Genomic DNA, 26,790 nt, shown 5'->3' on the forward strand with positions numbered 1-26,790 from the left:
GATGTAAAGCCGATCATGGACTTCAATCTCACCGCGACGCAGCAGGCCGTCGCCGACGTGGTCACGTCCGCGCTGGGCCGCGAACTTTCGTGGACGGCCCTGGTCGACGGGGGGGTGACGGCGCTGCCGGTGCCCGAACGCCTCGGCGGCGACGGCGTGGGTCTGCCCGAGGTCGACGGTGCTCACCGAAGTGGGCCGCCACGGCGCCATCACGCCGGCGTTGGCCACACTGGGCCTGGGTGTGGTGCCCCTGCTCGACCTCGCCTCCGAGGAACAGCAGGACCGCTTTCTGGGCGGTGTGGCCAAGGGTGGTTTGCTGACCGCCGCGCTCGACGAACCCGGTGCCGCGCTGCCCGACCGGCCCGCCACCATGTTGGCCGGCGGGCGGCTGGCGGGCACCAAAGTCGGTGTGGCGTATGCCGAGCAGGCCGACTGGATGATCGTGACGGCGGACAACGGGGTCGCGGTGGTTTCGCCGAAGGCTGACGGCGTCCGGTTGGTGCGCACCCCGACCTCGAACGGTTCCGAGGAGTACGCGGTCACGTTCGACGACGTCGCGGTCGAGGAATCCGGTGTGCTGGCGAATGCGGGCGCGCCCCGGGTCAACCAGCTCGCGCTGGCGATGATCGGGGCGTACACCGACGGGCTGGTGGCCGGGGCGCTGCGCCTCACCGCGGACTACGTGGCCAGCCGCAAGCAGTTCGGTAAACCGCTGTCCACCTTCCAGACCGTGGCGGCACAGCTCGCGGAGGTCTACATCGCCTCGCGCACCATCGATCTGGTGGCCAAGTCCGTCGTGTGGCGGCTCTCGGAGGGCCGGGATGCCGGCGAGGACCTCGACGTCCTGGGCTACTGGATCACCTCGCAGGCGCCGCCGATGATGCAGACCTGCCACCACCTGCACGGCGGCATGGGCATGGACATCACCTATCCGATGCACCGGTACTACTCCACGATCAAGGACCTGACCCGCCTGCTGGGCGGGCCATCTCATCGCCTCGGACTGGTGGGAGCGCAATGTTCATCGATCTGACCCCGGAGCAGCGCCAGCTGCAAGCCGAGCTGCGGCAATACTTCTCGAACCTCATCTCGTCCGACGAGATGAAGGCGATGGAGCAGGACCGGCACAACGAGGCGTATCGTGCGGTGATCCGGCGGATGGGCCGCGACGGCAAGCTCGGGGTCGGGTGGCCGAAGGAGTACGGCGGCTTGGGCTTCGGCCCGATCGAGCAGTCGATCTTCGTCAACGAGGCGCATCGCGCCGACGTGCCGCTGCCCGCGGTGACGTTGCAGACGGTCGGCCCGACGCTGCAACAGTTCGGCACCGAGGCGCAGAAGAAGAAGTTCCTCCCGGCGATCCTCGCCGGTGAGGTGCATTTCGCGATCGGCTACAGCGAACCCGAGGCGGGGACCGACCTGGCATCGCTGCGGACCACCGCCGTGCGCCAGGGCGACGAGTACATCGTCAACGGCCAAAAGATGTGGACCACCGGCGGTCACGACGCCGACTACATCTGGCTAGCCTGCCGCACGGATCCGGAAGCGGTCAAACACAAGGGCATTTCGATCCTGATCGTCGATACGAAGGATCCCGGCTTCTCGTGGACGCCGGTCATCCTGTCCGACGGCGCCCACCACACCAACGCCACGTACTACAACGACGTTCGGGTGCCCGCCGACATGCTGGTCGGCGAGGAGAACGGCGGGTGGCAGCTGATCACCACCCAGCTCAACAACGAGCGGGTGATGCTGGGCCCGGCGGGACGTACCGCCGGCATCTACGACCGGGTGCACGCGTGGGCGTCCAAACCCGGTAGCGACGGGGTCACCCCGATCGACCACGCCGACGTCAAACGAGCGCTCGGTGAGATCTACTCGATGTGGCGGGTCAACGAACTGCTCAACTGGCAGGTGGCCGCCGCGGGCGAGGACATCAACGTCGCCGACGCCGCGTCGACGAAAGTCTTCGGCACCGAACGCATTCAGTACGTCGGTCGACTCGCCGAGGAGATCGTCGGCAAATACGGCAACCCCGCCGATCCGGGCACCGCCGAACTGCTCGGCTGGCTCGACTCCCAGACCAAGCGCAATCTGGTGATCACCTTCGGTGGCGGAGTGAACGAAGTCATGCGAGAGATGATCGCGGCCGCGGGACTCAAGGTGCCGAGGGTGCCCAGATGACAGATATCCAGGAGGCCGTCGCCGAGATCAAGGCGGCGGGCGCCCCCAAGCCGCGCGTCGGGCGCGACCCGGTGAACCAGCCGATGGTGAACAACTGGGTGGAGGCGATCGGCGACCGCAACCCCATCTACGTCGACGAGGCCGCGGCCAGGGCGGTCGGCCACCCCGGAATCGTGGCCCCGCCAGCCATGATTCAGGTGTGGACGATGTTCGGGCTGGGCGGTGCGCGTCCCAAGGACGACCCGCTGGGGCCCATCATGCAGCTCTTCGACGACGCGGGGTACATCGGCGTGGTGGCCACGAACTGCGAGCAGACCTATCACCGTTATCTTCGCCCCGGCGAGCGGGTCGCCATCACCTCCGAGATGGGTGACGTGGTCGGGCCGAAGCAGACCGCGCTGGGCGAGGGCTTCTTCGTCAACCAGCACATCACGTGGCGGGTGGGTGACGAGGACGTCGCCGAGATGAATTGGCGCATAATGAAATTCAGGCCGCGCGAGGAATCCACGGTGGCTGCCACGGTTCCGGCGGACCTGGACCCCGACGCCATGATGCGCCCGTCTTCGTCGCGGGACACCGCCTTCTTCTGGGAGGGTGTCAAGGCGCACGAGCTGCGGATCCAGCGGCGCCCGGACGGGAGCCTGCAGCACCCGCCCGTGCCCGCGGTGTGGCAGGACAAAGCAGCGCCGATCGACTACGTGGTGGCCGGCGGCAACGGCACCGTGTTCAGCTTCGTGGTGCACCACGCGCCGAAGGTGCCCGGCCGCACGCTGCCGTTCGTGATCGCTTTGGTCGAACTCGAGGAGGGCGTGCGCATGCTGGGTGAGCTGCGTGGCGTGGACCCCGGCGAGGTGAGGATCGGAATGCCGGTGCGCGCAACGTATATCGACTTTCCGGCCGGTGCCACCGGCCCGGAATGGACCCTCTACGCCTGGGAGCCTTCGGCATGAGCGCACCCGTTGTCGAGGTGGGCACGACGCTGCCCGAGCTCAAACTCTACGGCGACCCGACGTTCATCATCTCGACGGCCCTGGCCACCCGGGACTTCCAGGACGTGCACCACGACCGCGACAAGGCGCAGGCCAAGGGGTCCAAGGACATCTTCGTCAACATCTTGACCGACACCGGTCTGGTGCAGCGCTACGTCACCGACTGGGCCGGTCCGTCGGCCCTGATCAAGTCGATCGGGCTGCGGCTGGGCGTGCCGTGGTACGCCTACGACACGGTGACTTTCTCCGGTGAGGTGACTTCGATCGAGGACGGTCTGATCACAGTCAAGGTGTTGGGCCGCAACAGCCTTGGCGATCATGTCATCGCCACGGTGACGTTGACGATTGGGGATGCGTGATGCTGTCCGGTAAAGCGGCGATTGTCGGCATCGGCGCCACCGACTTCTCGAAGAACTCGGGGCGCAGCGAGCTGAGGCTGGCGGCCGAGGCGGTGCTGGACGCGCTGGGCGATGCCGGTCTCTCACCGTCGGACGTAGACGGGCTGACCACCTTCACGATGGACACAAACAACGAGACCGCGGTCGCGCGTGCCGTGGGAATCGGCGATCTGAAGTTCTTCTCCCAGATCGGTTACGGCGGCGGCGCCGCGTGCGCGACTGTCCAGCAGGCCGCGATCGCCGTCGCCACCGGGGTGGCCGACGTCGTCGTCGCCTACCGGGCCTTCAACGAGCGCTCGGGCATGCGCTTCGGCCAGGTGCAGACCCGCCTGGTGGGAGACGGCGGCGCACAGGCGGATTCGACAGCAGCGGACAATTCGTTCTCGTATCCACACGGGCTCTCCACCCCGGCAGCGCAGGTGGCCATGATCGCCCAGCGCTACATGCATCTGTCCGGCGCGACCAGCCGCGACTTCGGCGCCATCTCGGTGGCCGACCGCAAGCACGCCGCCAAGAACCCGAAGGCCTATTTCTACGAGAAGCCGATAACGATCGAGGACCACCAGAATTCGCGGTGGATCGCCGAGCCGTTGCGGCTGCTGGACTGCTGCCAGGAAACCGACGGGGCCGTGGCGATCGTGGTGACGTCGGTGGAACGCGCGCGCGACCTCAAGCAACGCCCCGCGGTGATCGAGGCGGCAGCGCAGGGCTCCAGCCCGGACCAGTACACGATGGTCAGCTACTACCGCCCCGAGCTCGGCCTGCCCGAGATGGGCGTGGTGGGCCACCAGCTCTGGCGGCAGTCCGGGCTCAAACCGAGCGACATCCAGACCGCGGTCATCTACGACCACTTCACACCCTTTACGCTGATCCAGTTGGAGGAGTTGGGTTTCTGCGGCAAGGGCGAGGCCAAGGACTTCATCGCCGACGGCGCGATCGAGGTGGGCGGCCGGCTGCCCATCAACACCCACGGCGGCCAGCTCGGCGAGGCTTACATTCACGGCATGAACGGCATCGCCGAGGGCGTGCGGCAGCTGCGCGGCACTTCGGTGAACCCCGTACCCGACGTCGAGCACGTGCTCGTCACCGCGGGGACGGGCGTGCCGACGTCGGGGCTGATCCTGGGCTAAGCCGCCGGCGGAAACCGGGCGCGAAACCTAGGCCGGAATCAGCTCGACGCCGGAGAGCACCACGGCGTTGTCGCGCGACGGCGCGACCACGCTGGCCATCACACGGCCGTCTTCCTTCCAGATGGCGACGCTGAGCGTCTCACCGGGGAACGCCACCCCGGCGAAGCGGGCCCCGTAGGCGGCCACCGCGCCGGCGTCGCCGTCGAGCAGGGCGTCGGCGATTGCCTTGCAGGTCATGCCGTAGGTGCACAGGCCGTGCAGGATGGGACGCGGAAAGCCCGCTGCCGCAGCAAATTCCGGATCCGAGTGCAGCGGATTGCGGTCGCCGCAGAGCCGGTAGAGCAGAGCTTGTTGCGGCAGGATCGGCATCGCGACTTCCAGATCGGGCGCCCGGTCAGGAGCCCCGTCCGATCCCGACGGCCCGCGTGAACCGCCGAATCCGCCCTCGCCGCGGGCGAAGATGGACCGCTTCTGCGTCCACAGCAGGGTGCCGTCCGGGGCGCTGACCGTGGTCTCGCTCCAGATCACCGCGGCCTTGCCCTTGTCCCAGATGTCTGTGAACCGGGTCACCGCGCGCGCCGAACCCGCCGGCGGCAGCGGTGCCGGCACCTCGATCCGCTCGCTGGCGTGCAGCACCTTGCTCAGCTCGATGTCGATGCCGGGGAACTGCACCGTCGGCGGTGTGGTCATGTGGAAGGTGGCGGCGACGTTGCCGAACGTCGGGAGCACCTGCGGTGTGTCGTCGACCAGGTAACGCAGTTCGTGGGGGTCCATCGGATCTTTGCCGGCGCCCAGCCCGAGGTGGTAGAGCTGCACATCGCTGCTGGTCCAAGAGAATTCGATGGGTTCCAGCTCGGCGGCCAGGGCGACGTCCACGTCGATGGGCATCTCAGGCTTCCCCCGCGATGTGTAGAGCGGCCAAATACCCGAAGGTCATGGCCGGACCGATGGTGCCGCCCGGGCCGGGATAGGTGTGTCCCATCACCGGGGCGCTGACATTGCCTGCGGCGTAGAGCCCTTCGATGATGGTGCCGTCGTCGCGCAGCGCACGGCCGTGCAGGTCGGTGCGGATACCGCCCTTGGTGCCCAGGTCCCCGGGAACCATCTTGGCGGCATAGTACGGCGCGTGGCTGATCTCGCCGAGGTTGGGATTCGGCTTGTTGGTGGGGTCACCGTAGTACTTGTCGTAGGCGCTCTCCCCCCGGTGAAAGTCGGCGTCCACGCCCGAACGCGCGAAGCCGTTGAAGCGCGCCACCGTGTCGGTGAACGCCGACGTCGGCAGTCCCGCCTTTTCGGCCAGCTCTTCGAGCGTTTCCGCCTGGACGATCACCCCGGAGTCCAGCCATTTGCGTGGAATGCGCTGGCCGGGTTGCAGTCCGGCGAAGATGTAGCGGTCGCGGTACTGCTGGTCGAACACCAGCCACGCGGGGATGTTCTCTCCCGGCCCGGGCCCCTGCCCGTACTCGCCGCCGTACATGTGGTGGCAGGCTTCGACGTAGGGCATCGATTCGTTCATGAACCGCTTGCCCGACATGTTGACGATGATCGAGCCCGGCGAGTTGCGCTCCGAGAGCGCGAACCACGGTGCGCCCACCAGCGGCACCGTCGGGCCCCACCACGCGTCCTCCATCAAATCCAGTGCTGCGCCCAGCTTTTCACCGGCTAGGATGCCGTCGCCGGTGTTCGCTTTGGCGCCGACGGTCCATTCGGTGGTGATCGGCGCCCGCTGATATTTCACCCGCATCTGTTCGTTGTGCTCGAATCCGCCGCAGGCCAGGATCACGCCGCGCCGGGCCCGGATCAGCCGGGGCTCGGTCGATTCGGGTGCGTCGGTGTCGCGCACATAGATTCCGCGCACCACCCCGTCCTCGACGCAGAGGTCGGTGAGTGCGGTGTTCAACTCGACCGGCACGCCGGCCTGCCGCAGCCCGATCCGCAGCGGGCCGATCAGCGCTCGGCCCATGCCGACGAGGTTCTTGCCCGTCGCCTTCGCCCACATCGTGCGCGCGCCGACCTTCAGGCTGCGCACCACGCCGCGCGGGTGTCGTTTGAGCTGGTTGAGCCGCACGTAATCCTGCTGCATCACAACGACGTTGAGCGGGACCTTGCCGTACGCCGGCTCCAGCCCGGCCATGTCGGCCCCGAGCTTGCGGGCGTCGAACGGCTTGGGCTCGATCGAACGCCCGCCCGCGCGCCCGCCCGGCGCCTCGGGGTAGTAGTCGGAGTAACCCGGCACCCAGCACATCTTCAGCGGGGTGTGCTTGAGGACGAACGACAGCATCTCGGGCCCGCGGTCGAGGTAGGCGTCGATCCTCTCCGGCTCCACGACGTCGCCGACGATCCCGTGCAGGTAGGTGCGGGCCGCCTCCGCGGTGTCGGGCACGCCGTAGCGCTGCAGCACCTCGTTGTTGGGAATCCACACGCCCCCACCCGAGCGTGCGGTGGAGCCGCCGAAATGAGAGGCCTTTTCGACGACTATCGTCGAGAGGCCTCGGTGTGCGGCGGTGAGGGCAGCTACCATGCCGGCTCCGCCGCTGCCGACCACGACGACGTCGAACTCCTGCGCTGTCATGTAGAACACGTTATAGAATTGCTCGGGCCGGGCGCTACCGGCCCGGTCAAACGGACGAGGGGACTTCGGTAAATGCTCAGTGCGCAGGTTCGCGACGAGCTGGCTGCGGGGTTGTGGCGTGCTGAGTTGAGTCGTGAGCCGGTCGCGCCGTTGACGGCTGCCCATCCTGAGATCGATGTGGTGGATGCTTATGAGATTCAGTTGATCAACATTCGTCGGCGGGTCTCGGGGGGTGCCCGGGTGGTGGGGCACAAGGTGGGGCTGTCGTCGTTGGCGATGCAGCAGATGATGGGTGTCGATGAGCCCGATTACGGGCATCTGCTCGATGAGATGCGGGTGTTGGAGGACACCCCGGTCAAGGCGGGCAAGTACCTGTACCCGCGAGTCGAGGTGGAGGTGGGTTCATTTTGGCCGCCGACCTGCCGGGGGCGGGTTGCACCGAGGATGACGTGCTGGCCGCGACCGAGGCGCTGGTTCCTTCGATCGAGTTGATCGACACCCGGATCACCGATTGGAAGATCGCGTTGTGTGACACCATCGCCGACAACGCCTCCTCGGCGGGTTTCGTGTTGGGCGCGGCGCGGGTGTCGCCGGGCGAGGTGGACGTCACGGGGATCGAGGCGGTGTTGAGCCGTAACGGCGAGGTGATCGCCGAGGGCCGCAGCGAGGCGGTGCTGGGCAATCCGGTGACCGCGGTGGCCTGGCTGGCCCGCAAGGTGGAAAGCTTTGGGGTACGGCTGCGCAAAGGTGACATCGTGTTGCCCGGGTCGTGTACGCGGGCCATCGACGCGCGCGGCGGCGATGAGTTCGTCGCCGAGTTCACCGGCCTGGGCGCGGTCGGGTTGTCGTTCGAATAGGAGCGTTCTTCATGCCGTCGTCTCAAGCGGGTGTGGCCTTGAAAGTGGCCATTGTCGGGTCGGGAAACATCAGCACCGACCTGCTCTACAAGCTGCTGCGCTCGGAGTGGCTGGAACCGCGCTGGATGGTGGGCATCGACCCGGCCAGCGAGGGCCTGGCCCGGGCCCGCAAGCTGGGTTTGGAGACCACCCATGAGGGGGTGGACTGGCTTTTGGGGCGCTCGGAGAAACCCGATCTGGTGTTCGAGGCGACCAGTGCCTATGTGCACCGGCAGGCCGCACCCCGCTACGCCGAGGCCGGGATCCGGGCCATCGATTTGACCCCGGCGGCGGTGGGTCCGGCGGTGATCCCGCCGGCGAACCTGCGCGAGCACCTGGACGCCCCGAACGTCAACATGATCACCTGCGGGGGCCAGGCCACGATCCCGATCGTCTACGCGGTCTCGCGTGCGGTCGCCGAGCAGGGCGGGGTGCCCTATGCCGAGATCGTGGCGTCGGTGGCCTCGGTGTCGGCGGGGCCGGGTACGCGGGCCAACATCGACGAGTTCACCAAGACCACCAGCCGCGGCGTGCAAAGCATCGGCGGGGCGGTGCGCGGTAAGGCGATCATCATCTTGAACCCGGCCGACCCGCCGATGATCATGCGCGACACCATCTTTTGCGCCATCCCCGAGGACGCCGACCGCGACGCGATCGCCAAATCCATCCACGACGTGGTGGCTGAGGTGCAGACCTATGTGCCCGGCTACCGGCTGCTCAACGAGCCGCAGTTCGACGACCCCTCGCTTAACTCCGGCGGGCAGGCCCTGGTCACCACGTTCGTCGAGGTCGAAGGCGCCGGGGACTACCTGCCCCCCTATGCGGGCAACCTGGACATCATGACCGCGGCGGCCACCAAGGTCGGCGAGGAGATCGCCAAAGAGATGCTGTCGGTGGCAGGAGGCACACGATGAGCACGCAGGACATCTTCTTCAACCCCATCTGGGACGTGCGGATGACCGACACCTCGCTGCGCGACGGCTCGCACCACAAGCGCCACCAGTTCACCACCGACGAGGTCGCGGCGATCGTGGCGGCCCTCGACGTCGCGGGGGTGCCGGTGATCGAGGTGACCCACGGCGACGGGCTGGGCGGGTCGAGCTTCAACTACGGCTTTTCCAAAACCCCCGAACAAGAACTGATCAAACTCGCCGCCCAAACGGCCAAAGAGGCCAAGATCGCCTTCTTGATGCTGCCCGGGGTGGGCACCAAGGAAGACATCAAACAGGCCCAGGACAACGGCGGGTCGATCTGCCGCATCGCCACCCACTGCACCGAGGCCGACGTCTCCATCCAGCACTTCGGGTTCGCCCGCGACCTGGGCCTAGAAACCGTCGGGTTTTTGATGATGGCCCACACCATCCCCCCCGAGAAACTGGCCGCCCAGGCCCGCATCATGGCCGACGCCGGCTGCCAGTGCGTCTACGTCGTCGACTCCGCCGGCGCGCTGGTCCTCGAAGGCGTCCGCGACCGGGTCGCCGCGCTGGTCGCCGAGTTGGGGTCGGATGCTCAAGTTGGTTTTCATGGCCATGAAAACCTCGGCCTGGGCGTGGCCAACTCGGTGGAGGCCGTCCGCGCGGGCGCCAAACAGATCGACGGCTCGTGTCGCCGCTTCGGCGCCGGTGCGGGCAACGCCCCCGTGGAGGCCCTGATCGCGGTGTTCGACAAGATCGGCGTCAAGACCGGCATCGACTTCTTCGACATCGCCGACGCCGCCGAAGACGTCGTACGCCCGGCCATGCCCGCCGAATGCGTACTGGACCGCAACGCCCTGGTCATGGGCTACTCCGGGGTCTACTCCAGCTTCCTCAAACACGCCGTCCGCCAATCCGAACGCTACGGAGTGCCCGCCCACCAACTCCTGCACCGCGCCGGCCAACGCAAACTCATCGGCGGCCAAGAAGACCAACTCATCGACATCGCCCTGGAAATCAAACGCGAACAGGACAGCGGGACAGCCGCCACACATTGACCACGTCGTCAATTTGCTGGTGTGACCCAGCCCACTAGCTGGATTTATTCAAGTCTGGTGGAAAACGGGTGATTCTGAGCCCGGATTGTCCTACCTTCGTATTAACGACCGCCAGTCGGCATTAGGGGAGTCCGATGAGTTTCATGACGTTGCCACCGGAGATCAACTCTCTGCTGATGTACTCCGGTGCGGGGTCGGCTCCGATGCTGCAGGCTGCGGCGGCCTGGAACGGGTTGGCCAGCGAGTTGGCCTCCGCCGCGCAGTCTTTTGCGTCGGTGACTTCCACATTGGCGGGGCAGGCGTGGCAGGGTGCGGCGGCGCGGGCGATGGCCGCGGCGGCGGCACCATACGCCGGGTGGTTGAATGCCGCGGCTTCCCAGGCGGCCAGTGCGGCGGCTCAGGCCCAGGCGGTGGCAAACGAGTTCGAGACCGCGCTGACGGCCATGGTCCACCCGCTGGCGGTGGAGGCCAACCGCAACAGTCTGGTGAACCTGGTGATGTCGAACCTGTTCGGGCAGAATTGGCCGGCTATCGCGCAGACCGAGTTCAATTACGCGGAAATGTGGGCGCAGGACGTGTCCGCGATGGTGGGTTATCACGGTGGGGCCTCGGCGGCGGCCGCGCAACTGACGTCGGGGCAGGCATTGATGCCGCCGATGCCGTTCTTGCCGGGCATGGGTGGTATGTCCGGTAGCGGCGGCACCGGTGCCGTGGGTACCGGCGGCGGCGCCATCGCCGGAGCCGGCGCCGCGAGCGCCGGCGGCACCGGCCAGACGGTCGGCAACGTGGGTGGCGGCATTGTGGGTGGCGGAGTCGTCGGTGCCGGGAGCGCCAACCTCGCTGCTGCGGCGGGTGGCGGAGGTGTCGCCGCCGTGACTCCCGACAGCGGTGCCGTGGCCGATGGAGGGACCGGGGCAGCCACCAGTGCCAACGCCGGCGGGGGTGTGGCCGGTGTCTCGAGCACCGGGACTGCCGGCTTCACCGGCGGCACCGCCGGCCTCGCGGGAACCGTCGGCATGGGAGCGATGATGGCCGCGCGGGTGGCTGGCTCGGCGTCTGCGGGCTCGGCGCCACCGCCCGCGGCGGAGGCGCCGGCACCGGGAACGGCCGCACAGTCGTCGCCGGAGGTCACGGCAGCGGTGGAAGCCCTCGAAGCGGAAGCCGTGGTGAGCACGCCGGCGGTGGGCACCCCGCTCGTCGCGACGTCGGCGGCGGCGGGCCCGGCTGCGGCCAACGCCCCGAAGGCCCCGACGAAAGCCCCCGCGGCCGAGGCCGAGGGCCAGCGCGAGCGGGTGGCGGTGGAAGCGGAACCGCCGGAACTCAAAACCGCGACCCGCTGATCCTTCCGGTCGGTTCGGATCTCAAGAGCACCGATACTGACGATTTTCCGTTGTTGCTGCGGATGGTTTCGCGCCGTCCATTTTGCCGACGACCGCGTCGGGTAAGGCTTACAAGTCCGAGGCACAGCCGAGCGATGGAAGCGCAACCCGATGACCGTGACCGCCCCCCATGTGCGCCGTGGCTTGTGCGGCAATCCTCGCCGGCGGTCTGCTCAGCGCCGCCGCCTCGACCGCGGCAGTGGCACCCGCGGCACACGCCGCGCCCGACCCGCGCAGCTCGAGCGCCCACGCCGGCCAGCCGAGTACGAGGCCGGACAGGACCAGCCCCTACCTGGCCGACCCCCCGGCGTCAACCAGCGGCTGACTCAAATTGCGCAGCAACCGCCCGCCCAGGCCAAAACCGACCTGCCCACCTACCTGTACAGCTTCTCGGCGTGGTACGGGACCTGCAGAGCATCCGCGCCCCACTGTCCGCCCAGCGCAACCAATGCGGCATGCAGGTGCCGCCATCGAACATCGTGATGGGGTTGGATCGTTCATGAACGGCTTCATGGCGTTCGGCGGTGGGCTGCCGTACGGCGGGTAGCGGCCGGCGGCGGCGCAGTTCGCGCCAGGATTGGTGCCGCGCGGACGCGGGTAACCTGGGCTGCATGACCGTGATTACGACTGCCGGTGGGCGCAGGGGCGGGGCTACCCGCGTCGTCGGGGCCGGCTTATTGGGCGCCATCGCGTCGATGGTGATCGCGCTGCCGGCGGCCACCGCGGCTCCCGAGTGCGATCAGACAGTGGGTAACTCCATCAACTCCTACCTGGAGCGCCATCCCGACCTGCACCAGCAGCTGATCGCCAAGTCGGAGGCGGAGGGCGACGGCGGCAACGTCATCACCTACCTGGAGCGGCATCCGGATGTGCGGCAGCATCTGATCGACCTGTCGCAGCAGTGCGTACCCTAGTGAGTCGGCCTCGTCGCTGAATGCCGCGCACGACGCGCGGGAACGTTCGCCATTGACGAAAAAGTAGAACACGTTCTAGCGTCTAGGCGTGTCCACAGACTCCTTTTCAGGCCCGCTCACCGCTGCCATCGCCGAAGCCGAGCAACTGGTCGCCGCCGCACCGCACATCGAGACCGAAGCGGATCTGCTCGAAGGACTGCAGTATCTGGCCGGCTGCATCGCCGGCTGCATGCATCTGGCCTTCGACTACGAGCGCGACCACCCGTTCCTGCAATCGGGGACCGGACCGTTCACCAAGATGGGCCTGGACAACCCCGACACCCTCTACTTCGGCACCCGGGTGCACGCCGGCCACGACTACGTCGTGATGGGCAGGCGCGGCACCACGACCGACCTCAGCTTTCAGCTGCTCGGCGGTGAGTACACCGACGACAACGTGCCGGCCAGCCAGGCCGCGTTCGACGACCGTGAGATCGAGATCGCCGTGGACGGCAGCTTCGAGTGGCGGGTGCGGCCGACCAGCCCCGGGCAACTGGTGATCCGCGAGGTGTACGCCGACTGGTCGGCGCAGCGTGGCACCTTGGCCATCTCCCGGTTGGACACCGCGGGCACCGCGCCACCGCCACTGACCCGCGAGACCATCGAAAAGCGTTATGCCACAGCCGCCAAGCAACTCGTCAACCGGGTCAAGACCTGGCTGCAGTTCCCGCAGTGGTTCTACCTCGACATCCCGGTGAACACCATGGTCGCGCCCCGGCTGACACCGGGCGGCCTGGCGACCCAGTACTCCTCGGTCGGCCATTTCGACCTGCGGCCCGACCAGGCGCTGGTGATCACTATCCCGGTGTCGGACGCACCCTACCTGGGCTTCCAGCTGGGCAGCATGTGGTACATCTCGCTGGACTACATCAACCACCAGACCTCGCTGAACAACACTCAGGCTCAAGCGGACCCGGACGGCAAGGTGCGCATCGTGGTCGCCGACCAGAATCCGGGCGTGACCAACTGGGTCGAAACCCTCGGTCACCGGCGTGGCATCCTGCAGTTCCGCTGGCAACGGGTCTCGCGCCCGGTCGCCGAGGCCGACGGGCCAACCGTCGAGCTGGTCGACTTCGACGCGGTACCGGACGCGTTGCCGCACTTCGAGCACAACAAGATCTCCGAGGACGAGTGGCGTGCGCGGATCACGCTGCGACAACAGCAAATTGCGGCCAGGATGCTGGGGTGAAGATGGCAGAGATGCTCAAGGACAAGGTAGTCGTCATCAGCGGCGTGGGGCCGGGGCTCGGTACCACGCTGGCGCACCGGTGCGCGAACGAAGGGGCCGACCTGGTGCTGGCGGCCCGTACCCCGGAACGGCTGGATGCCGTCGCCAAACAGGTCGGTGACACCGGGCACAAAGCGCTGTCGGTGCGCGCGGACATCACCGTCGACGACGAGGTGAACAACCTCGTCGAGACCACCATGGCGACCTACGGGAAGGTCGACGTGCTGATCAACAACGCTTTCCGGGTGCCGTCGATGAAACCCTTGGCCGGCACCAGTTTCCAGCACATCCGGGACGCGATCGAGCTGAGTGCGCTCGGGGCGTTGCGTCTCATCCAGGCGTTCACGCCCGCGCTGGAGAAGGCGAACGGATCGGTCGTCAACGTCAACTCCATGGTGCTGCGGCATTCGCAGGCCAAGTACGGCGCCTACAAGATGGCCAAGTCCACTCTGCTGGCCATGTCGCACTCGCTGGCCACCGAGCTCGGCGAGAAGGGAATCCGGGTCAACTCCGTTGCGCCCGGATATATCTGGGGTGACACGCTGCAGGCCTACTTCGAGCACCAGGCCGGCAAGTACGGCACCACGGTGGATCAGATCTACCAGGGGACCGCAGCCAATTCCGACCTGAAGCGGCTGCCCACCGAGGACGAGGTGGCCTCGGCGATCCTCTTCCTGGCAAGCGACCTGTCCAGCGGCATCACCGGGCAGACCCTGGACGTCAACTGCGGGGAGTACCACAGCTGATGACCGATCGGACCGGCCGGACCGACATCGGCACCGTCGAGGACCTGCACGCGTCGGCCACCAAGATGGTCGGGCTCGACGATTTCGGCGCCGACGACGACAACTACCGCGAAGCCCTGAGCGTGCTGCTGGACTCCTACCAGCGCGAGGCCGGCCTTACGGAGTTGGGCAGCAAGATGAATCGGTTCTTCCTGCGCGGCGCGCTGGTGGCCAGGCTGCTGTCGGAATCGGCGTGGAAGCAATACCCGCAGCACGCTGACGTCGTCATCGAACGGCCGATCTTTGTCACCGGGCTGGTGCGCACCGGAACGACGGCCCTGCACCGGCTGCTGGGTGCCGACCCGGCCCACCAGGGCCTGCACATGTGGCTCGCCGAGTTCCCCCAGCCGCGCCCGCCGCGCGACACCTGGGAGTCGAACCCGTTCTACAGCCAGCTCGACGCGCAATTCACCCGGCACCACCAGGAGAACCCCGGGTATACCGGGCTGCATTTCATGGCCGCCTACGAACTCGAGGAGTGCTGGCAGCTGCTGCGCCAGTCGCTGCACTCGGTGTCCTACGAGAGCCTGGCGCACCTGCCGAGCTACGCGAAATGGCTTTCCCAGCAGGACTGGACGCCGTCGTATCAGCGGCACCGCAGGAACCTCCAGCTGATCGGGCTCAACGACGCCGACAAGCGGTGGGTGCTCAAGAACCCCAGCCACCTGTTCGCGGTGGAGGCGTTGATGGCCACCTATCCCGATGCGCTCGTCATTCAGACCCACCGGCCCGTCGAGACGATCATGGCCTCGATGTGTTCACTGGCCCAGCACACCACCGAGGGTTGGTCGACGACGTTCGTGGGCGCCCAGATCGGCGCGGATTCGATGGAAACCTGGTCGCGCGGGCTCGAGCGGTTCAACACCGCGCGCGCCAAATACGACCCGGCCCAGTTCTACGACGTCGACTACCGCGACCTGATCGCCGACCCGTTGGGCACCGTTGCCGACATCTACCGGCACTTCGGTATCACGCTGACCGACGATGCGCGGGCGGCCATGGAGTCCAGCCACGCCGAGAGCCGGTCGGGCGAACGGGCGCCCAAACACACGTACTCGCTCGCCGACTACGGGCTGACCACGGAGATGGTCAGGGAGCGGTTCGCGGGGCTCTGACCTCAGCCGCCGGGGCCAGCGCTACGGGTTGTCGACTCGCCGTGTTTTCGGCGGTGACCACGGATATAACTCCGGATTCTTCAACCCGATCTCCTTCGCGTCCGGCCTGGGCGCGCTCGGGAGCATGACGGGGGGTTGGTCGCGGGAACGCCGTCGCGCGCGGTGGCACCGCTGGCCGGTGTGCCGCCGGCTCAGTCCTCGTCGGGGGCCGCGTCGAGGTAGCCTTCGGCAACGGCGTGTTCGATGCTGTCGCCGAGCTTGGGACACGAGCGCATGCGTGCGGAATCCCCGCCGGAGCCGCGGATTTCGGCGAAATACGCACAACGCTGCGACGCCTCGGTGGTCCACTGGACGGCGGTGTGGCCCGGTCCCGGCCGTCTCACATTCACCGTCACATGGCAGAAGCGGCAGTCGACCGGGCGCAATCCCGAGCTCAGGTAGCGCTCCCGGTCGGCGCGGCTGGCCTCGGCAACCGCGGCGGCGCGCCGCGGATCTTCACTGAAATCCCTTGATTTCGACCATGAGTCGAGCCCACCGCCCGGGCTGGCGGTCCCGTGGGCGTGGTCGTGGGCGTCACCGCAGCGAGAGCATCGATCGGGCGAGCCGATCGACGTCGGGTACCGTGGGGTGGTCCTCCGGCATGTTCGGTTCAGTGCTGCTCGGCGGGCACGTCGCCCGAAACGGGCTCGGCGCCGGCCACTTTGGCCTTGAGATTCTCCTGCACCTCGGCGTTCCAGTACTCGTTGGCGCGGGTGGTGTCCACCTCGATCTCGAAGCGCTCCACCATCTCCGGCTTGATGTCGGCGACGTCGACGTAGAACTGCTCGTACCAGCGGCGCAACTGGTAGACCGCGCCGTCTTCCTCGACCAGCAGCGGGTTGTCGATCCGGGTCTTGTGCCGCCAGATCTCGACATCCTGCAGGAAGCCCTTGCTGACACCCTCGGTGAACGTCTTGGACAGCTTGTCGGTCATGGCGTCGTCCATGCCCTTGGGCTTCTCCACGATGACGCCCCACTGCAGGACGAAGGAGTTCTGCGTCACCGGGTAGTGGCAGTTGATCAGGATCGACTCGGCCTTGTAGCCGCCGTAGCTGTTGTGCAGCCAGTTGATCATGAACGACGGCCCGAAGTAGGACGCCTCCGAGTCCAGGTGCGCCTCGCCGTAGGAGGTGCCCAGGTCGTTGACGTCCGGCCGGCCCACGTTGTGCAGGTACTGCGAGGCGATGTGGCCCTCGAAGACGTTCTTGAAGTACGTCGGCAGGCCGAAATGGATGTAGAAGAAGTGCGCCATGTCGGTGACGTTGTCGATGATGTCGCGGCAGTTCGATCCCTCGATGTGGATGCTGTTCCACCGCCAGTCCGTCCACTCGTCGCTGGCGGCCTCGGGGATGTCGGGAATCCGGACCGCGGGGTCGGGGGGATTGCCCTCGTGGTCGTGCCAGACGAACAGCAGGCCGCCGCGCACGTCGGTCGTCCAGGCCCGGGTGCGCGCCGTCTTGGGCGTGCGCTTGGCGTACGGCACCAGCTTGCAGCGCCCGTCGCCGCCCCAGCGCCAGTCGTGGAAGGGGCAGGCGACCTCGTCGCCCTTGATCGTGCCCTCAGACAGGTCCCCGCCCATGTGCCGGCAGTAAGCGTCGAGGACCTTCACCTGACCTTGGGAGTCGGCGAAGACCACCAGCTTGGTGCCGAACGCCCGCACAGCGTGCGGCTTCCCGTCCAGGTAGTCCTTCGCGACGCCCAGGCAGTGCCAGCCGCGGGCGTACCTGGTCGGCAGTGCGCCGGAGTCGATCTCCCGGATGCCGACCGCATTGGTGTCGGTAGTCACCTGTCACCTCCAACTCGCGGGCCTCTAACTAGAACACGTTACAGTTTTACGCCGGGCGTGCGCAATGACGGCGGTTCTGAGCACCGAATATTCATCCGGGGCGTATGTCTGAGCGGATGCCGCTGTTTTCTTTCGAGGGCCGCGCGCCCCGGGTCGACCCCACCGCGTTCGTGGCCCCGACAGCCACCCTGATCGGGGACGTCACGGTCGAGGGGGGTGTCGGTATGGTTCAACGCCGTGCTGCGCGGCGACTACGGCCCGATCGTCGTGCGGGAGGGCGCCAACGTGCAGGACGGGTCGGTGTTGCACGCGCCGCCCGGCATCCCCGTGGACATCGGCCCGGGGGCGACGGTGGCGCACCTGTGTGTCATCCACGGCGTCCACGTCGGGCCCGAGGCGCTGATCGCCAACCACGCCACCGTCCTCGACGGCGCGGTCATCGGCGCGCGCAGCCTGATCGCGGCCCACTCGCTGGTGACGGCCGGCACCCAGATCCCGGCCGGCATGCTGGCCGTCGGGGCGCCGGCCCAGGTCAAGGGGCCGGTCGCCGGCACGGGCGCCGAGATGTGGGTCAACCTGAACCCGCAGGCCTATCGGGAGCTGGCTCAGCGGCACCCGGCCGGCCTGAAGCCGATCTAAACCTTGCGGGTGCTGACGGCCGCGCGGTCCATCTCCCAGTAGGCGCGCAAGGCCACCATCTCGCCCTCGTCGTTCGCCTTGTAGGTGAACACGCCCTCGGCGGTGGTCTGGTATTCGCCGGTCGTGATGAGGATGTGCCCGACGTTGGCCTCCTCGTTCCCGCACTGGTAGGTGTCGCGGAAGACGAACTCGATCCTGGTGGTCGGCGCGATGGCCTTGTCCCAGAACGCCGAGATCGCGTCGCGCCCGCGGTGTCCCTTGCCCTCCGGGTCGAAGGCGGACGGGCCGATGGGATCCTCGACGATGGCATCCTCGGCGAACACCGCCAGCCACGCGTCCTTGTCGCGGGCCATGACCGCCTCCCGGGACCGGCGGCCGGCCTCGTGCGCGGGGTGCGCGACCGTCGCCGGGGTCTCGGTCATGCGTCCACCCGCTCCGGCTTGTCCGCGCCGACCACCCACATGGAGTAGTACTGCGAGCCGCCACCGTAGGCGTGCCCCAACGCCTTTCGGGCGCCGGGCACCTGGTGGTCGCCGCCCTTGCCCATCACCTGGATCGCCGCTTCGGCGAAGCGGATCAGCCCCGAGGCGCCGATCGGGTTCGACGACAGCACCCCGCCCGAGGGGTTCACCGGCAGCCGGCCGCCGATCGCGGTCTCGCCTGCCTCGGTGAGTTTCCAGCCCTCGCCCTCGGCGGCGAACCCGAGGTTCTCCAGCCACATCGGCTCGAACCAGGAGAACGGCACGTAGATCTCGGCGGCGTCGATCTCGTCGATGGGACTCTTGATCCCCGCAGCCTTCCACAGCGCGGCGGCCGCGTCGCGGCCCGCCTGGGGGCTTACCTGATCGCGCCCGGAGAACTGCAGCGGCTCGGTCCGCAGCGCCGTGGCGTGGATCCACGCCACCGGATGTCCCTGCGCCACAAGGGCATCGGCGATCTCCTCGTTGCCGATGACGACTGCGGCGGCACCGTCGGAGGACGGGCAGGTCTCGTCGTAGCGGATCGGGTCCCACAGCATGGGGGATTCCATCACCTTTTCCAGGGTGATGTCGGGCTGGTGCAGATGGGCCAACGGGTTGCGGGCCCCATTGAGGCGATCCTTGACCGCGACCATGGCGCCGATGTTCAACGGAGCGCCGGAGCGCCGGATGTACGACCGCACGTGCGGGGCGAAGTAGCCACCGGCGCCGGCGCCCACCGGCTTGATGAAGGGGACCGGAATCGACAACGCCCACATGGCGTTCGACTCCGACTGCTTCTCCCAGGCCATCGCCAGTACGCGCTTGTACTTGCCGGACTGGACCAGGCTGGCCGCCACCACCCCGGTGGATCCACCGACCGAGCCGGCCGTGTGCACGCGGATCATCGGCTTACCGGTGGCGCCCATGGCGTCGGCCATGAACAGCTCCGGCATCATGACGCCCTCGAAGAAGTCGGGGGCCTTGCCGACGACGACCGCGTCGATGTCGTCGAACGTGCAGCCGGAGTCCTCCAGCGCCCGGTCGATCGCCTCGCGCACCAGTCCGTTCATCGAAACGTCTTGGCGCTTGGCGACATACTTGGTCTGTCCGGTGCCCAGGACCGCCGCGAGCTTTCCGGCCATCAGTTCTTCCCTTCCATGACCGCAACCAGGTTCTGCTGCAGGGCGGGCCCGCTGGTGGCGTGCGCCAGCACCCGCCCGGCCGAACCGTTCCAGATGTGTTGTGCCGCGAACCCGATGCGCTCCAGGCCGGCGACGAACATCGGGTTGGCCACCAGCGCGCCCCCGGACGGATTGACTTTCGTCTGCCCCGGCAGCCGGATCGCCTCGGCGAGGATCAGGTGCTGGTGGGTGAAGGGCGCACAGATCTCGGCCACCTCGATGTTGTGGACGACGCCGCTGGTGGCCGCCTTGGCCGCCGCCATGGTCGACGGCGACGCGGTGAGGTCGCGCGCGCCGAGTACCGGGGTCTCGATGCGGTGCTCGATGCCGGTGATCCAGGCCGGGTTCTCGCGCAGCTCGCGCGCCCGGTCGTCGGCCGCCAGCACGATCGCGGCGGCCCCGTCGGTGATCGGTGCGATGTCGTGGCGCCGCAGCGGTTCGGCGAAGAACGGCCGTTCGAGCAGTTCGTCCAGGCTCCCGGCCGGCTCGACCGAATCCACCCGGGGGGCGGTCGCGAAGGTGTCGAAGGCCACGCGCGCCATCTGCAGCTCGTTCCACTTGCCGGAGTCGAGTCCCATGCGGGCCTGCAGTCCGGCGATCGACACCGAGTCGGGCCACAGCGGAGCGACGGTGTAGGGGTCGGTCTGGCGCGACAGGATGCGGCGCAGCACCCCCGCCGAGGACTTCCCGAAGCCGTACACCAGCGCGGTGTCGACCTCGCCGGTCAGGATCTTGATGTAGGCCTCATAGAGGGCCCACGCCGCGTCCATCTCTACGTGCGACTCGTTGATCGGCGGCACGGCACCGATCGAGTCGATCGCAGAGATGAACGAGAATGCCCGCCCGGCAAGGTAATCCGAAGAGCCCGAACACCAGAAGCCGATGTCGGCCTTGGTGATCCCGAGGTCTTCGTAGAGCTCGGCGAAGCACGGCATCAGCATCTCGACGCCGTTGGTGGTGCCGTCGGTGCGGCGGACATGCGGGGCATGGGCAAAGCCGACCACCGCAACGTTGCGTTCGCTCATGAAAAGTAAGCCCTTTACAGGTGGTGCTTGTAGGTGTCGTAGTCGGCGTCGGGTTCGCCGGTGGGGCGGAAGTACGCGATGTTGTCGATGCCGTAACCCCACTCCTCGCGCGGCCGCCACACGGCCTCGACCCGCATGCCCATGCGCACCTCGTGCGCGTCGACATCGGCGACCAGGTGCAGGAACGGGATGTCGGCCCCGTCGAGCAGCACGTAGGCCGCCACGTAGGGCGGCTTGATGCGCTGGCCCTGGAACGGGATGTTGATGATCGCGAACGTCGTCACCGTGCCCTTGTCGGGCAGTTCGACGAACTCGGTGGTGGGCTGGCCGGTGGCCGGGTCGGCGCCGTGGGGCGGGAAGTAGACCTTCCCGTGTTCGCCCGTGCGTGCGCCCAGCAGTTTGCCCTGGGCGATGGCCCGCAGGTAGGCGCTCTCCTCATGGGAGGCGGTGTGCTGGATCGTCAGCGAGATCGGTGTGACGATCATCGTGACCGGATCCTGGTCGCCCCCAGGCTTTTCCGTCACGGGTTCGGCCTCACCGCCCAGCGCGAAGTAGGCGATGTCGGTGATGGCGCCCACCGTCTCGTCGGCCCAGTGCACGTGCACCCGGGTGCCGGCGCGGATCGCACTCGGTTCCCCTGCGTCGACGGCATGCATCAGCGGGGTGTCGGCGCCGTCGAGCTTGATCAGCGCCCAGGCGAACGGCCGGTCCAGCGGCTGGCCTTCCAGCGGTTCGGGCTGCCACGTCCAGGACACGACGGTGCCCACGGCCGACGCCGGTACCATCTCGCCCAGCGGCTCATAGGTGACCGGGTCATATTCCGGCGGCGGTACGTGCACCCGGCCATCGGATCCGCGCACTCCCAGGAGGTGGCGTTCACGTAGTGCGGTGAAGAACTTGCTCAGCGTGGGACCGACCGAACGGGTGTAGTCGAAAGACAACGTCAGTGGCGGAGAGCGGTGGTTCAGGGTGATCCATCAAGGTCGGGCTACTCGAACTGGTTGTCACGTCATCGAGTAGAACAGGTTCTAAGAACGGATTCAAATTTTTCTTTTGTCGGGTCTTCCGCGGGAAAGGCAAACGCATGAAACTGGGGTTGCAGCTGGGGTATTGGGGCGCTCAGCCGCCGGAAAATCACGCCGAGCTCGTCGCCGCGGCCGAGGGGGCCGGATTCGACGCCGTGTTCACCGCCGAGGCGTGGGGCTCCGACGCCTACACACCGTTGGCGTGGCTGGGCTCGTCGACGCAGCGGGTGCGGCTGGGCACCTCGGTGGTGCAGCTGTCCGCGCGGACCCCGACTGCCTGCGCGATGGCCGCGCTGACGCTCGACCACCTGTCCTGTGGCCGGCACATCCTGGGCCTCGGCGTTTCCGGCCCGCAGGTCGTCGAGGGCTGGTACGGCCAGAAGTTTCCCAAGCCGCTGGCCCGCACCCGCGAGTACATCGACATCCTGCGGCAGGTGTGGGCCCGCGAGAAACCGGTGACCAGCGCCGGGCCTCACTACCCGTTGCCGTTGAAGGGGGAGGGCACGACCGGCCTGGGCAAGGCCCTCAAACCCATCACCCATCCGCGGCGCGCCGACATCCCGATCATGCTGGGTGCCGAGGGCCCCAAGAACGTCGCGCTGGCCGCCGAGATCTGCGACGGCTGGCTGCCGATCTTCTACACCCCGCGAATGGCCGACACCTACAACGAGTGGCTCGACGAGGGGTTCGCCCGGCCCGGCGCGCGCCGCAGCCGCGAGGACTTCGAGATCTGCGCGACCGCGACCATCGTCATCACGGATGACCGCAGCGCCGCCTTCGCGGCGATGAAGCCCTATCTGGCCCTCTACATGGGCGGCATGGGTGCCGAGGACACCAACTTCCACGCCGACGTCTATCGCCGGATGGGGTACGCCGAGGTCGTCGACGAGGTGACCGCGCTGTTCCGTTCCGACCAGAAGGACAAGGCCGCCGAGATCATCCCCGACGAGGTCGTCGACGACGCCGCGATCGTCGGCGACCTGGACTACGTGCGTAAGCAGATCAAGGTGTGGGAGGCCGCCGGAGTCACCATGATGGTAGTGTCCGGACGCAACACCGAGCAGGTCCGCGAGCTCGCGACGCTGATCTAGCCGGCCCTTGCCCAAGGAATAGAACACGTTCTAGATTGGCCCGATGGTGCGTCCTGAAAGTTGGATTGGACTAGCGGGTGGAAGTCCCGTCCCGGTAGGTACCGGAGCGCCGGGTAGCAGGCCCCGGTTCGTTGGAGAGATCTGGCGGGCTGAGCGGGGTGTCGAGAGCCTCTTTGGAGGGAGCAAGTGTGCGGGCCGTAGCGTTAAGCGAACTCTGCAGCCTCGTCACAACCACAATGGGAGAGCCGAGCCGCTCATTTCACGGCGAAGGCCATGTCCGGCGAGCCCTGGTCCGGGGTCAGCTTGTCGGGTCTTCCCGGGGTATGGGTGGCGGCACGTGCACATAGTCTGGTTCGGAACAGGAGAGACCCGTCTGCCTGGCCTTCGTCGGGCAAAGACCAGGGGTATAAGCCGATGGTGAAATCCTTTGGAGGGCAGCGGGAGTCCGATGGGGTCGTAGTACCGCGGATCGGCGTGCAACATAACGCGCCGGGAGGGAAGGGCCCCGACTTTGATCATGCGCGTGAAGTGGGTAAGCGTGAGGGCATGGCCGGGTCTGCCCGGTCCAACTACCCCGGTGGGCTATCGCCTGTCGTAGCCGACGAGGAGCCGTTGAGTTGCTCGCCGGTGAAAGTGCGACAACTGCAACGCACGCTATGGGCTGCGGCCAAGCAGTCGAAGGGTCGGCGTTTCCACGTCCTGTATGACCGTATCTGTCGGGGTGACGTCCTGGTGGAGGCGTGGGAACGAGTGCGCAAGAACAGGGGTGCGGCCGGGATGGATCGTGTCACTCTGGTCGCGGTGGAGGATTACGGCGTGGACCGCATGTTGCGTGAGTTGCGCCATGACCTTTGCGAGGGTGTGTATCGTCCCGCGCCAGCCAGGCGTGTGGAGATTCCGAAACCACGAGGTGGTGTGCGGCCGTTGGGGATTCCCACGGTGCGAGACCGGGTGGCTCAGGCGGCGGCCAAGCTGGTGTTGGAACCGATTTTCGAGGCGGACTTTCTGTCGTGCTCGTATGGGTTTCGGCCGAAGCGGTCGGCGACGATGGCGATGGAGCGGTTGCGTACCGGGTTCATCGAGGGTCATCGGTTCGTGGTCGAGTTCGACATCGCCAATTTCTTCGGCGAGATCGACCACGAACGCCTGCTTGAGTTGGTGGGCAGGCGGGTCTCGGATCGCAGAATACTCAAACTGCTGCGTTTGTGGCTGCAAGCAGGGGTGTTGGTCGACGGGGTGGTGACGCGGACGGTCGCGGGCACCCCGCAGGGCGGGGTCATCTCCCCGCTGCTGGCTAACGTCTTCCTGCACGTGCTCGACACTGAACTGTCCGCCCGCGGGGTGGGTGAGTTGGTGCGCTACGCCGATGACGGTGTGGTGCTGTGCCGATCGCAGGCACAGGCGAATGTGGCTCTGGAAGCGGTGGGAGAGATCCTGGCGTCGTTGGGGTTGCGGCTGCATCCGGAGAAGACGAAGGTGGTCGATCTGCGTGAGGGTCGTGAGGGCCTGGATTTTCTGGGTTGTCATTTCCGGGCGCGCATGTCGGGGCGGTTGTGGGAGCAGCAGCGCATTGTGCGCTACTACCTGCACCGTTGGCCCAGCCAAACGGCGATGGTGCGGCTGCGGACGAAAGTTCGTGAGCGTACCGGTCGTCACCGGGTCGGAGCCGATATTCGCGATGTGATCGCGGATCTCAATCCGATCTTGCACGGCTGGGGCAACTACTTTCGGACCGGTAACGCCGCCGAGAAGTTCCGTCAGATCGACTGGTATGTGAATAGTCGGCTGTTCCGCTTGATGGTTAAGAAGCGGGGCCGCAACCTACGCGCAGGCCAGGCCGATCAGTGGACCGAAGCGTGGTTCAACGGGCACGGCCTGCACCGGCTTCGTGGCACTATCCGCTACCCGAAGGCTGCGTAACCATGTCAAGAAGATCATCGGTAAGCCGTGTGCGGGAAAACCGCATGCACGGATTGAAAGGGGGATGGGGAAACGGGTCTGCTCTGCGGACACCGCGCCCCTGACTACCAATGACAGCCTCCCAGCACACCATCGCGGGCACGGTACTCACCATGCCGGTGCGGATCCGTCAGGCGACGCAGCACATGGCGATGTTCTCGGTGGACGCCGACGCGGCCCAGCGCCTGATCGACTACAGCGGGCTGCGGGTGTGCCGCTACCTGCCCGGGCGCGCGATCGTGGTGCTGATGCTGATGCATTACATCGACGGCGACCTCGGCCGGTACCACGAATTCGGCACCAGCGTCATGGTGAACCCGCCGGGGTCGCGCGCGACCGGGCCGCGTGCCCTACAGGACGCCGGCGCCTTCATCCACCACCTGCCCGTCGACCAGGCGTTCACGCTGGAAGCGGGAACCAAGATCTGGGGTTACCCGAAGGTCATGGCGGACTTCACCGTTCGCGAGGGTCGGACGTTCGGGTTCGACTGCAGTGTGGACGGGCAGTTGGTGATCGGCATGGAGTTCGGGCGCGGCCTGCCGATCCGGCTGACCCCGCGCCACCAGGCGCAGCGCACCTACTCCCACCGCGACGGCGTCACGCGCGAGACCTCCTTCGAGCACACGCTGAGCGGCGTGCACACCCGCCCCGGTGGCGTGCACGTCCGGCTCGGCGATCACCCCTACGCCAAAGAGTTGGCGTCGCTGGGCCTTCCGAAGCGTGCGCTGGTGTCGACCTCCGTGGACAACGTACAGATGACCTTCGGTGACGCTCAGGAGATCTCATGACCATGACTCGACCCGACGTCGACCTGACCGACGGGACCTTTTACGCCGGTGACTCCCGGCCCGTCTACAAGTGGATGCGGGAGAACGAGCCGGTGTTCCGCGACCGCAACGGGCTGGCCGCCGCGTCGACGTATCAGGCCGTGATCGACGCCGAGCGCAACCCCGAGCTGTTCTCGAATGCCGGCGGCATCCGTCCCGACCAGCCGGGGGTCGAGATGATGATCGAGATGGACGACCCGCAACATCTGTTGCGCCGCAAGCTCGTCAACTCCGGCTTCACCCGCAAGCGCGTCAAGGACCAGGAGTCCAAGATCGTCGAGCTGTGCGACACGCTGATCGACGCGGTCTGCGAGCGCGGCGAATGCGACTTCGTCTGGGATCTGGCCGCGCCGCTGCCGATGGCGGTCATCGGCGACATGCTCGGCGTGCGCCCGGAGGAACGCGAGATGTTCCTCAAGTGGTCCGACGACCTGGTCGGCGCGTTGAGCAGCACCGCCGCCGAAGCCGACGTCCAGGTCACCATGGACGCGTTCGCCGCCTACAGCGAATACATGATGGGCATGATCGGGGCCCGCAAGGAAAGCCCGACCGACGACCTGGTCAGCGTCCTGGTGCACGCGGAGGTCGAAGGCGCGCACCTCGAGGACCACCAGATCGTCACCGAGGTGCTGCTGTTGCTGATCGGCGGCGACGAGACGACACGGCACACGCTCTCCGGTGGCACACGCCAGCTGCTGGTGCACCCCGACCAGCACCAGCGTCTGGCGGCCGACCTGAGCATGCTGCCCAACGCGATCGAGGAGATGCTGCGCTGGACCGCGCCGGTGAAGAACATGGCCCGCACCATCACCGCGGACACGGAATTCCACGGCACCGCGTTGCGCCAGGGCGAGAAGATCATCCTGCTGTTCGAGTCGGCGAACTTCGACGAGAAGGTCTTCGAGAACCCGGAGAATTTCGACATCGAGCGCTACCCGAACAACCACCTGGCGTTCGGCTTCGGGACGCACTTCTGCCTGGGCAACCAGCTCGCCCGGCTCGAGCTGTCGATCATGCAGAGCCGGCTGTTGCAGCGTCTTCCCGACATGCGGCTGGCGTCGGACGCGGCGCTGCCGCTGCGCCCGGCGAACTTCGTGTCCGGCCTCGAGAAGATGCCGGTCGTCTTCAGCCCCGCCGCGCCGCTGGGCTGACCCCGCGC

The 26,790-nt window shown here is 67.3% G+C and carries 21 protein-coding genes and 5 pseudogenes; 18 read left to right on the forward strand and 8 right to left on the reverse strand.

Features of this window, described 5'->3' with window-relative positions:
• Positions 1 to 15 precede the first annotated feature (15 nt).
• The 5 genes and pseudogenes from AB8998_RS02960 to AB8998_RS02980 all read left to right on the forward strand — a co-directional run bounded on the left by AB8998_RS02960 (position 16) and on the right by AB8998_RS02980 (position 4,698).
• Positions 16 to 1,033 (forward strand): annotated as a pseudogene (locus AB8998_RS02960) (acyl-CoA dehydrogenase family protein).
• The gene (fadE29, locus tag AB8998_RS02965; RefSeq protein WP_369736748.1) at positions 1,018 to 2,181 is read left to right on the forward strand and encodes an acyl-CoA dehydrogenase FadE29; all 1,164 of its coding nucleotides are present in this window, start codon (positions 1,018 to 1,020) and stop codon (positions 2,179 to 2,181) included. Before AB8998_RS02960 ends, fadE29 begins: the two are co-directional and overlap by 16 nt.
• Complete coding sequence (locus AB8998_RS02970) at positions 2,178 to 3,131, forward strand: bifunctional MaoC family dehydratase N-terminal/OB-fold nucleic acid binding domain-containing protein (RefSeq protein ID WP_369736749.1); 954 nt, start codon at positions 2,178 to 2,180, stop codon at positions 3,129 to 3,131. Before fadE29 ends, AB8998_RS02970 begins: the two co-directional genes overlap by 4 nt.
• Positions 3,128 to 3,529, forward strand: coding sequence for a MaoC family dehydratase (locus AB8998_RS02975; protein WP_369736750.1), 402 nt, complete (start codon positions 3,128 to 3,130; stop codon positions 3,527 to 3,529). The genes AB8998_RS02970 and AB8998_RS02975 overlap by 4 nt, the downstream gene beginning before the upstream one ends.
• A complete protein-coding gene (locus AB8998_RS02980; RefSeq protein WP_369736751.1) occupies positions 3,529 to 4,698 on the forward strand; it encodes a lipid-transfer protein in 1,170 nt (389 codons plus the stop codon). The genes AB8998_RS02975 and AB8998_RS02980 overlap by 1 nt, the downstream gene beginning before the upstream one ends.
• Positions 4,699 to 4,725: 27 nt before the next feature.
• Here AB8998_RS02980 and AB8998_RS02985 read toward each other — a convergent pair whose 3' ends face one another.
• Both AB8998_RS02985 and kstD read right to left on the reverse strand, forming a co-directional pair.
• Complete coding sequence (locus AB8998_RS02985) at positions 4,726 to 5,586, reverse strand: MaoC/PaaZ C-terminal domain-containing protein (RefSeq protein WP_369736752.1); 861 nt, start codon at positions 5,584 to 5,586, stop codon at positions 4,726 to 4,728.
• Position 5,587: 1 nt separating this feature from the next.
• Complete coding sequence (gene kstD, locus AB8998_RS02990) at positions 5,588 to 7,270, reverse strand: 3-oxosteroid 1-dehydrogenase (RefSeq protein ID WP_369736753.1); 1,683 nt, start codon at positions 7,268 to 7,270, stop codon at positions 5,588 to 5,590.
• A 72-nt stretch (positions 7,271 to 7,342) separates the two neighbouring features.
• Between kstD and AB8998_RS02995 the strand changes: the two are divergent.
• The 8 genes and pseudogenes from AB8998_RS02995 (at position 7,343) to AB8998_RS03030 (ending at position 15,598) form a co-directional block, all read left to right on the forward strand.
• Positions 7,343 to 8,127 (forward strand): annotated as a pseudogene (locus tag AB8998_RS02995) (2-keto-4-pentenoate hydratase).
• Between the two features lie 11 nt (positions 8,128 to 8,138).
• Complete coding sequence (locus AB8998_RS03000; RefSeq protein WP_369736754.1) at positions 8,139 to 9,080, forward strand: acetaldehyde dehydrogenase (acetylating); 942 nt, start codon at positions 8,139 to 8,141, stop codon at positions 9,078 to 9,080.
• Positions 9,077 to 10,138 carry a 4-hydroxy-2-oxovalerate aldolase gene (gene dmpG / locus AB8998_RS03005; RefSeq protein ID WP_369736755.1) on the forward strand — a complete coding sequence of 354 codons (1,062 nt, stop codon included), beginning with the start codon at positions 9,077 to 9,079 and terminating at the stop codon, positions 10,136 to 10,138. Before AB8998_RS03000 ends, dmpG begins: the two co-directional genes overlap by 4 nt.
• Positions 10,139 to 10,272: 134 nt before the next feature.
• Positions 10,273 to 11,478 (forward strand): PPE family protein, encoded by a 1,206-nt coding sequence (locus AB8998_RS03010; RefSeq protein WP_369736756.1) that lies wholly within the window; start codon positions 10,273 to 10,275, stop codon positions 11,476 to 11,478.
• A gap of 650 nt (positions 11,479 to 12,128) precedes the next feature.
• Positions 12,129 to 12,431, forward strand: coding sequence for a hypothetical protein (locus AB8998_RS03015; protein WP_369736757.1), 303 nt, complete (start codon positions 12,129 to 12,131; stop codon positions 12,429 to 12,431).
• A gap of 88 nt (positions 12,432 to 12,519) precedes the next feature.
• On the forward strand, positions 12,520 to 13,659 hold the full coding sequence (locus AB8998_RS03020) for a hypothetical protein (RefSeq protein WP_369736758.1): 1,140 nt from the start codon (positions 12,520 to 12,522) through the stop codon (positions 13,657 to 13,659).
• A 2-nt stretch (positions 13,660 to 13,661) separates the two neighbouring features.
• Positions 13,662 to 14,444, forward strand: coding sequence for an SDR family oxidoreductase (locus AB8998_RS03025; RefSeq protein ID WP_369741410.1), 783 nt, complete (start codon positions 13,662 to 13,664; stop codon positions 14,442 to 14,444).
• Positions 14,444 to 15,598, forward strand: a complete 1,155-nt coding sequence (locus AB8998_RS03030) for a sulfotransferase family protein (protein WP_369736759.1) — start codon at positions 14,444 to 14,446, stop codon at positions 15,596 to 15,598. Before AB8998_RS03025 ends, AB8998_RS03030 begins: the two co-directional genes overlap by 1 nt.
• A gap of 191 nt (positions 15,599 to 15,789) precedes the next feature.
• Here AB8998_RS03030 and AB8998_RS03035 read toward each other — a convergent pair.
• Both AB8998_RS03035 and AB8998_RS03040 read right to left on the reverse strand, forming a co-directional pair.
• Positions 15,790 to 16,240, reverse strand: a pseudogene (locus AB8998_RS03035) (hypothetical protein).
• A 7-nt stretch (positions 16,241 to 16,247) separates the two neighbouring features.
• The gene (locus AB8998_RS03040) at positions 16,248 to 17,423 is read right to left on the reverse strand and encodes a 3-ketosteroid-9-alpha-monooxygenase, oxygenase component (protein WP_369736760.1); all 1,176 of its coding nucleotides are present in this window, start codon (positions 17,421 to 17,423) and stop codon (positions 16,248 to 16,250) included.
• 116 nt (positions 17,424 to 17,539) lie between these two features.
• Between AB8998_RS03040 and AB8998_RS03045 the strand changes: the two are divergent.
• Positions 17,540 to 18,062 (forward strand): annotated as a pseudogene (locus tag AB8998_RS03045) (gamma carbonic anhydrase family protein).
• On the opposite strand, the gene AB8998_RS03050 reads toward AB8998_RS03045, so the two are convergent.
• The 4 genes and pseudogenes from AB8998_RS03050 to AB8998_RS03065 all read right to left on the reverse strand — a co-directional run bounded on the left by AB8998_RS03050 (position 18,059) and on the right by AB8998_RS03065 (position 21,737).
• Positions 18,059 to 18,484 carry a nuclear transport factor 2 family protein gene (locus AB8998_RS03050; RefSeq protein ID WP_369736761.1) on the reverse strand — a complete coding sequence of 142 codons (426 nt, stop codon included), beginning with the start codon at positions 18,482 to 18,484 and terminating at the stop codon, positions 18,059 to 18,061. The pseudogene AB8998_RS03045 and the gene AB8998_RS03050 sit on opposite strands and share 4 nt — an antisense overlap.
• A complete protein-coding gene (locus AB8998_RS03055; protein ID WP_369736762.1) occupies positions 18,481 to 19,665 on the reverse strand; it encodes a thiolase domain-containing protein in 1,185 nt (394 codons plus the stop codon). Before AB8998_RS03055 ends, AB8998_RS03050 begins: the two co-directional genes overlap by 4 nt.
• The gene (locus AB8998_RS03060; protein WP_369736764.1) at positions 19,665 to 20,729 is read right to left on the reverse strand and encodes a thiolase domain-containing protein; all 1,065 of its coding nucleotides are present in this window, start codon (positions 20,727 to 20,729) and stop codon (positions 19,665 to 19,667) included. The genes AB8998_RS03055 and AB8998_RS03060 overlap by 1 nt, the downstream gene beginning before the upstream one ends.
• A gap of 14 nt (positions 20,730 to 20,743) precedes the next feature.
• Positions 20,744 to 21,737 (reverse strand): annotated as a pseudogene (locus tag AB8998_RS03065) (Zn-ribbon domain-containing OB-fold protein).
• Between the two features lie 76 nt (positions 21,738 to 21,813).
• Here AB8998_RS03065 and AB8998_RS03070 point away from each other — a divergent pair.
• From AB8998_RS03070 to AB8998_RS03085, 4 genes are all read left to right on the forward strand, one after another.
• Entirely contained in the window at positions 21,814 to 22,845 is a 1,032-nt protein-coding gene (locus AB8998_RS03070) for an LLM class F420-dependent oxidoreductase (protein WP_369736765.1), read from the forward strand.
• 273 nt (positions 22,846 to 23,118) lie between these two features.
• On the forward strand, positions 23,119 to 24,765 hold the full coding sequence (gene ltrA / locus AB8998_RS03075) for a group II intron reverse transcriptase/maturase (RefSeq protein WP_369736766.1): 1,647 nt from the start codon (positions 23,119 to 23,121) through the stop codon (positions 24,763 to 24,765).
• Positions 24,766 to 24,875: 110 nt separating this feature from the next.
• Positions 24,876 to 25,592: an acetoacetate decarboxylase family protein gene (locus tag AB8998_RS03080; RefSeq protein WP_369736767.1), complete on the forward strand. Its 717-nt coding sequence runs from the start codon at positions 24,876 to 24,878 to the stop codon at positions 25,590 to 25,592.
• Positions 25,589 to 26,782: a cytochrome P450 gene (locus tag AB8998_RS03085; protein ID WP_369736768.1), complete on the forward strand. Its 1,194-nt coding sequence runs from the start codon at positions 25,589 to 25,591 to the stop codon at positions 26,780 to 26,782. The genes AB8998_RS03080 and AB8998_RS03085 overlap by 4 nt, the downstream gene beginning before the upstream one ends.
• Positions 26,783 to 26,790: the final 8 nt, after the last annotated feature.

This window comes from Mycobacterium sp. HUMS_12744610, assembly GCF_041206865.1.
Lineage (GTDB): Bacteria > Actinomycetota > Actinomycetes > Mycobacteriales > Mycobacteriaceae > Mycobacterium > Mycobacterium servetii.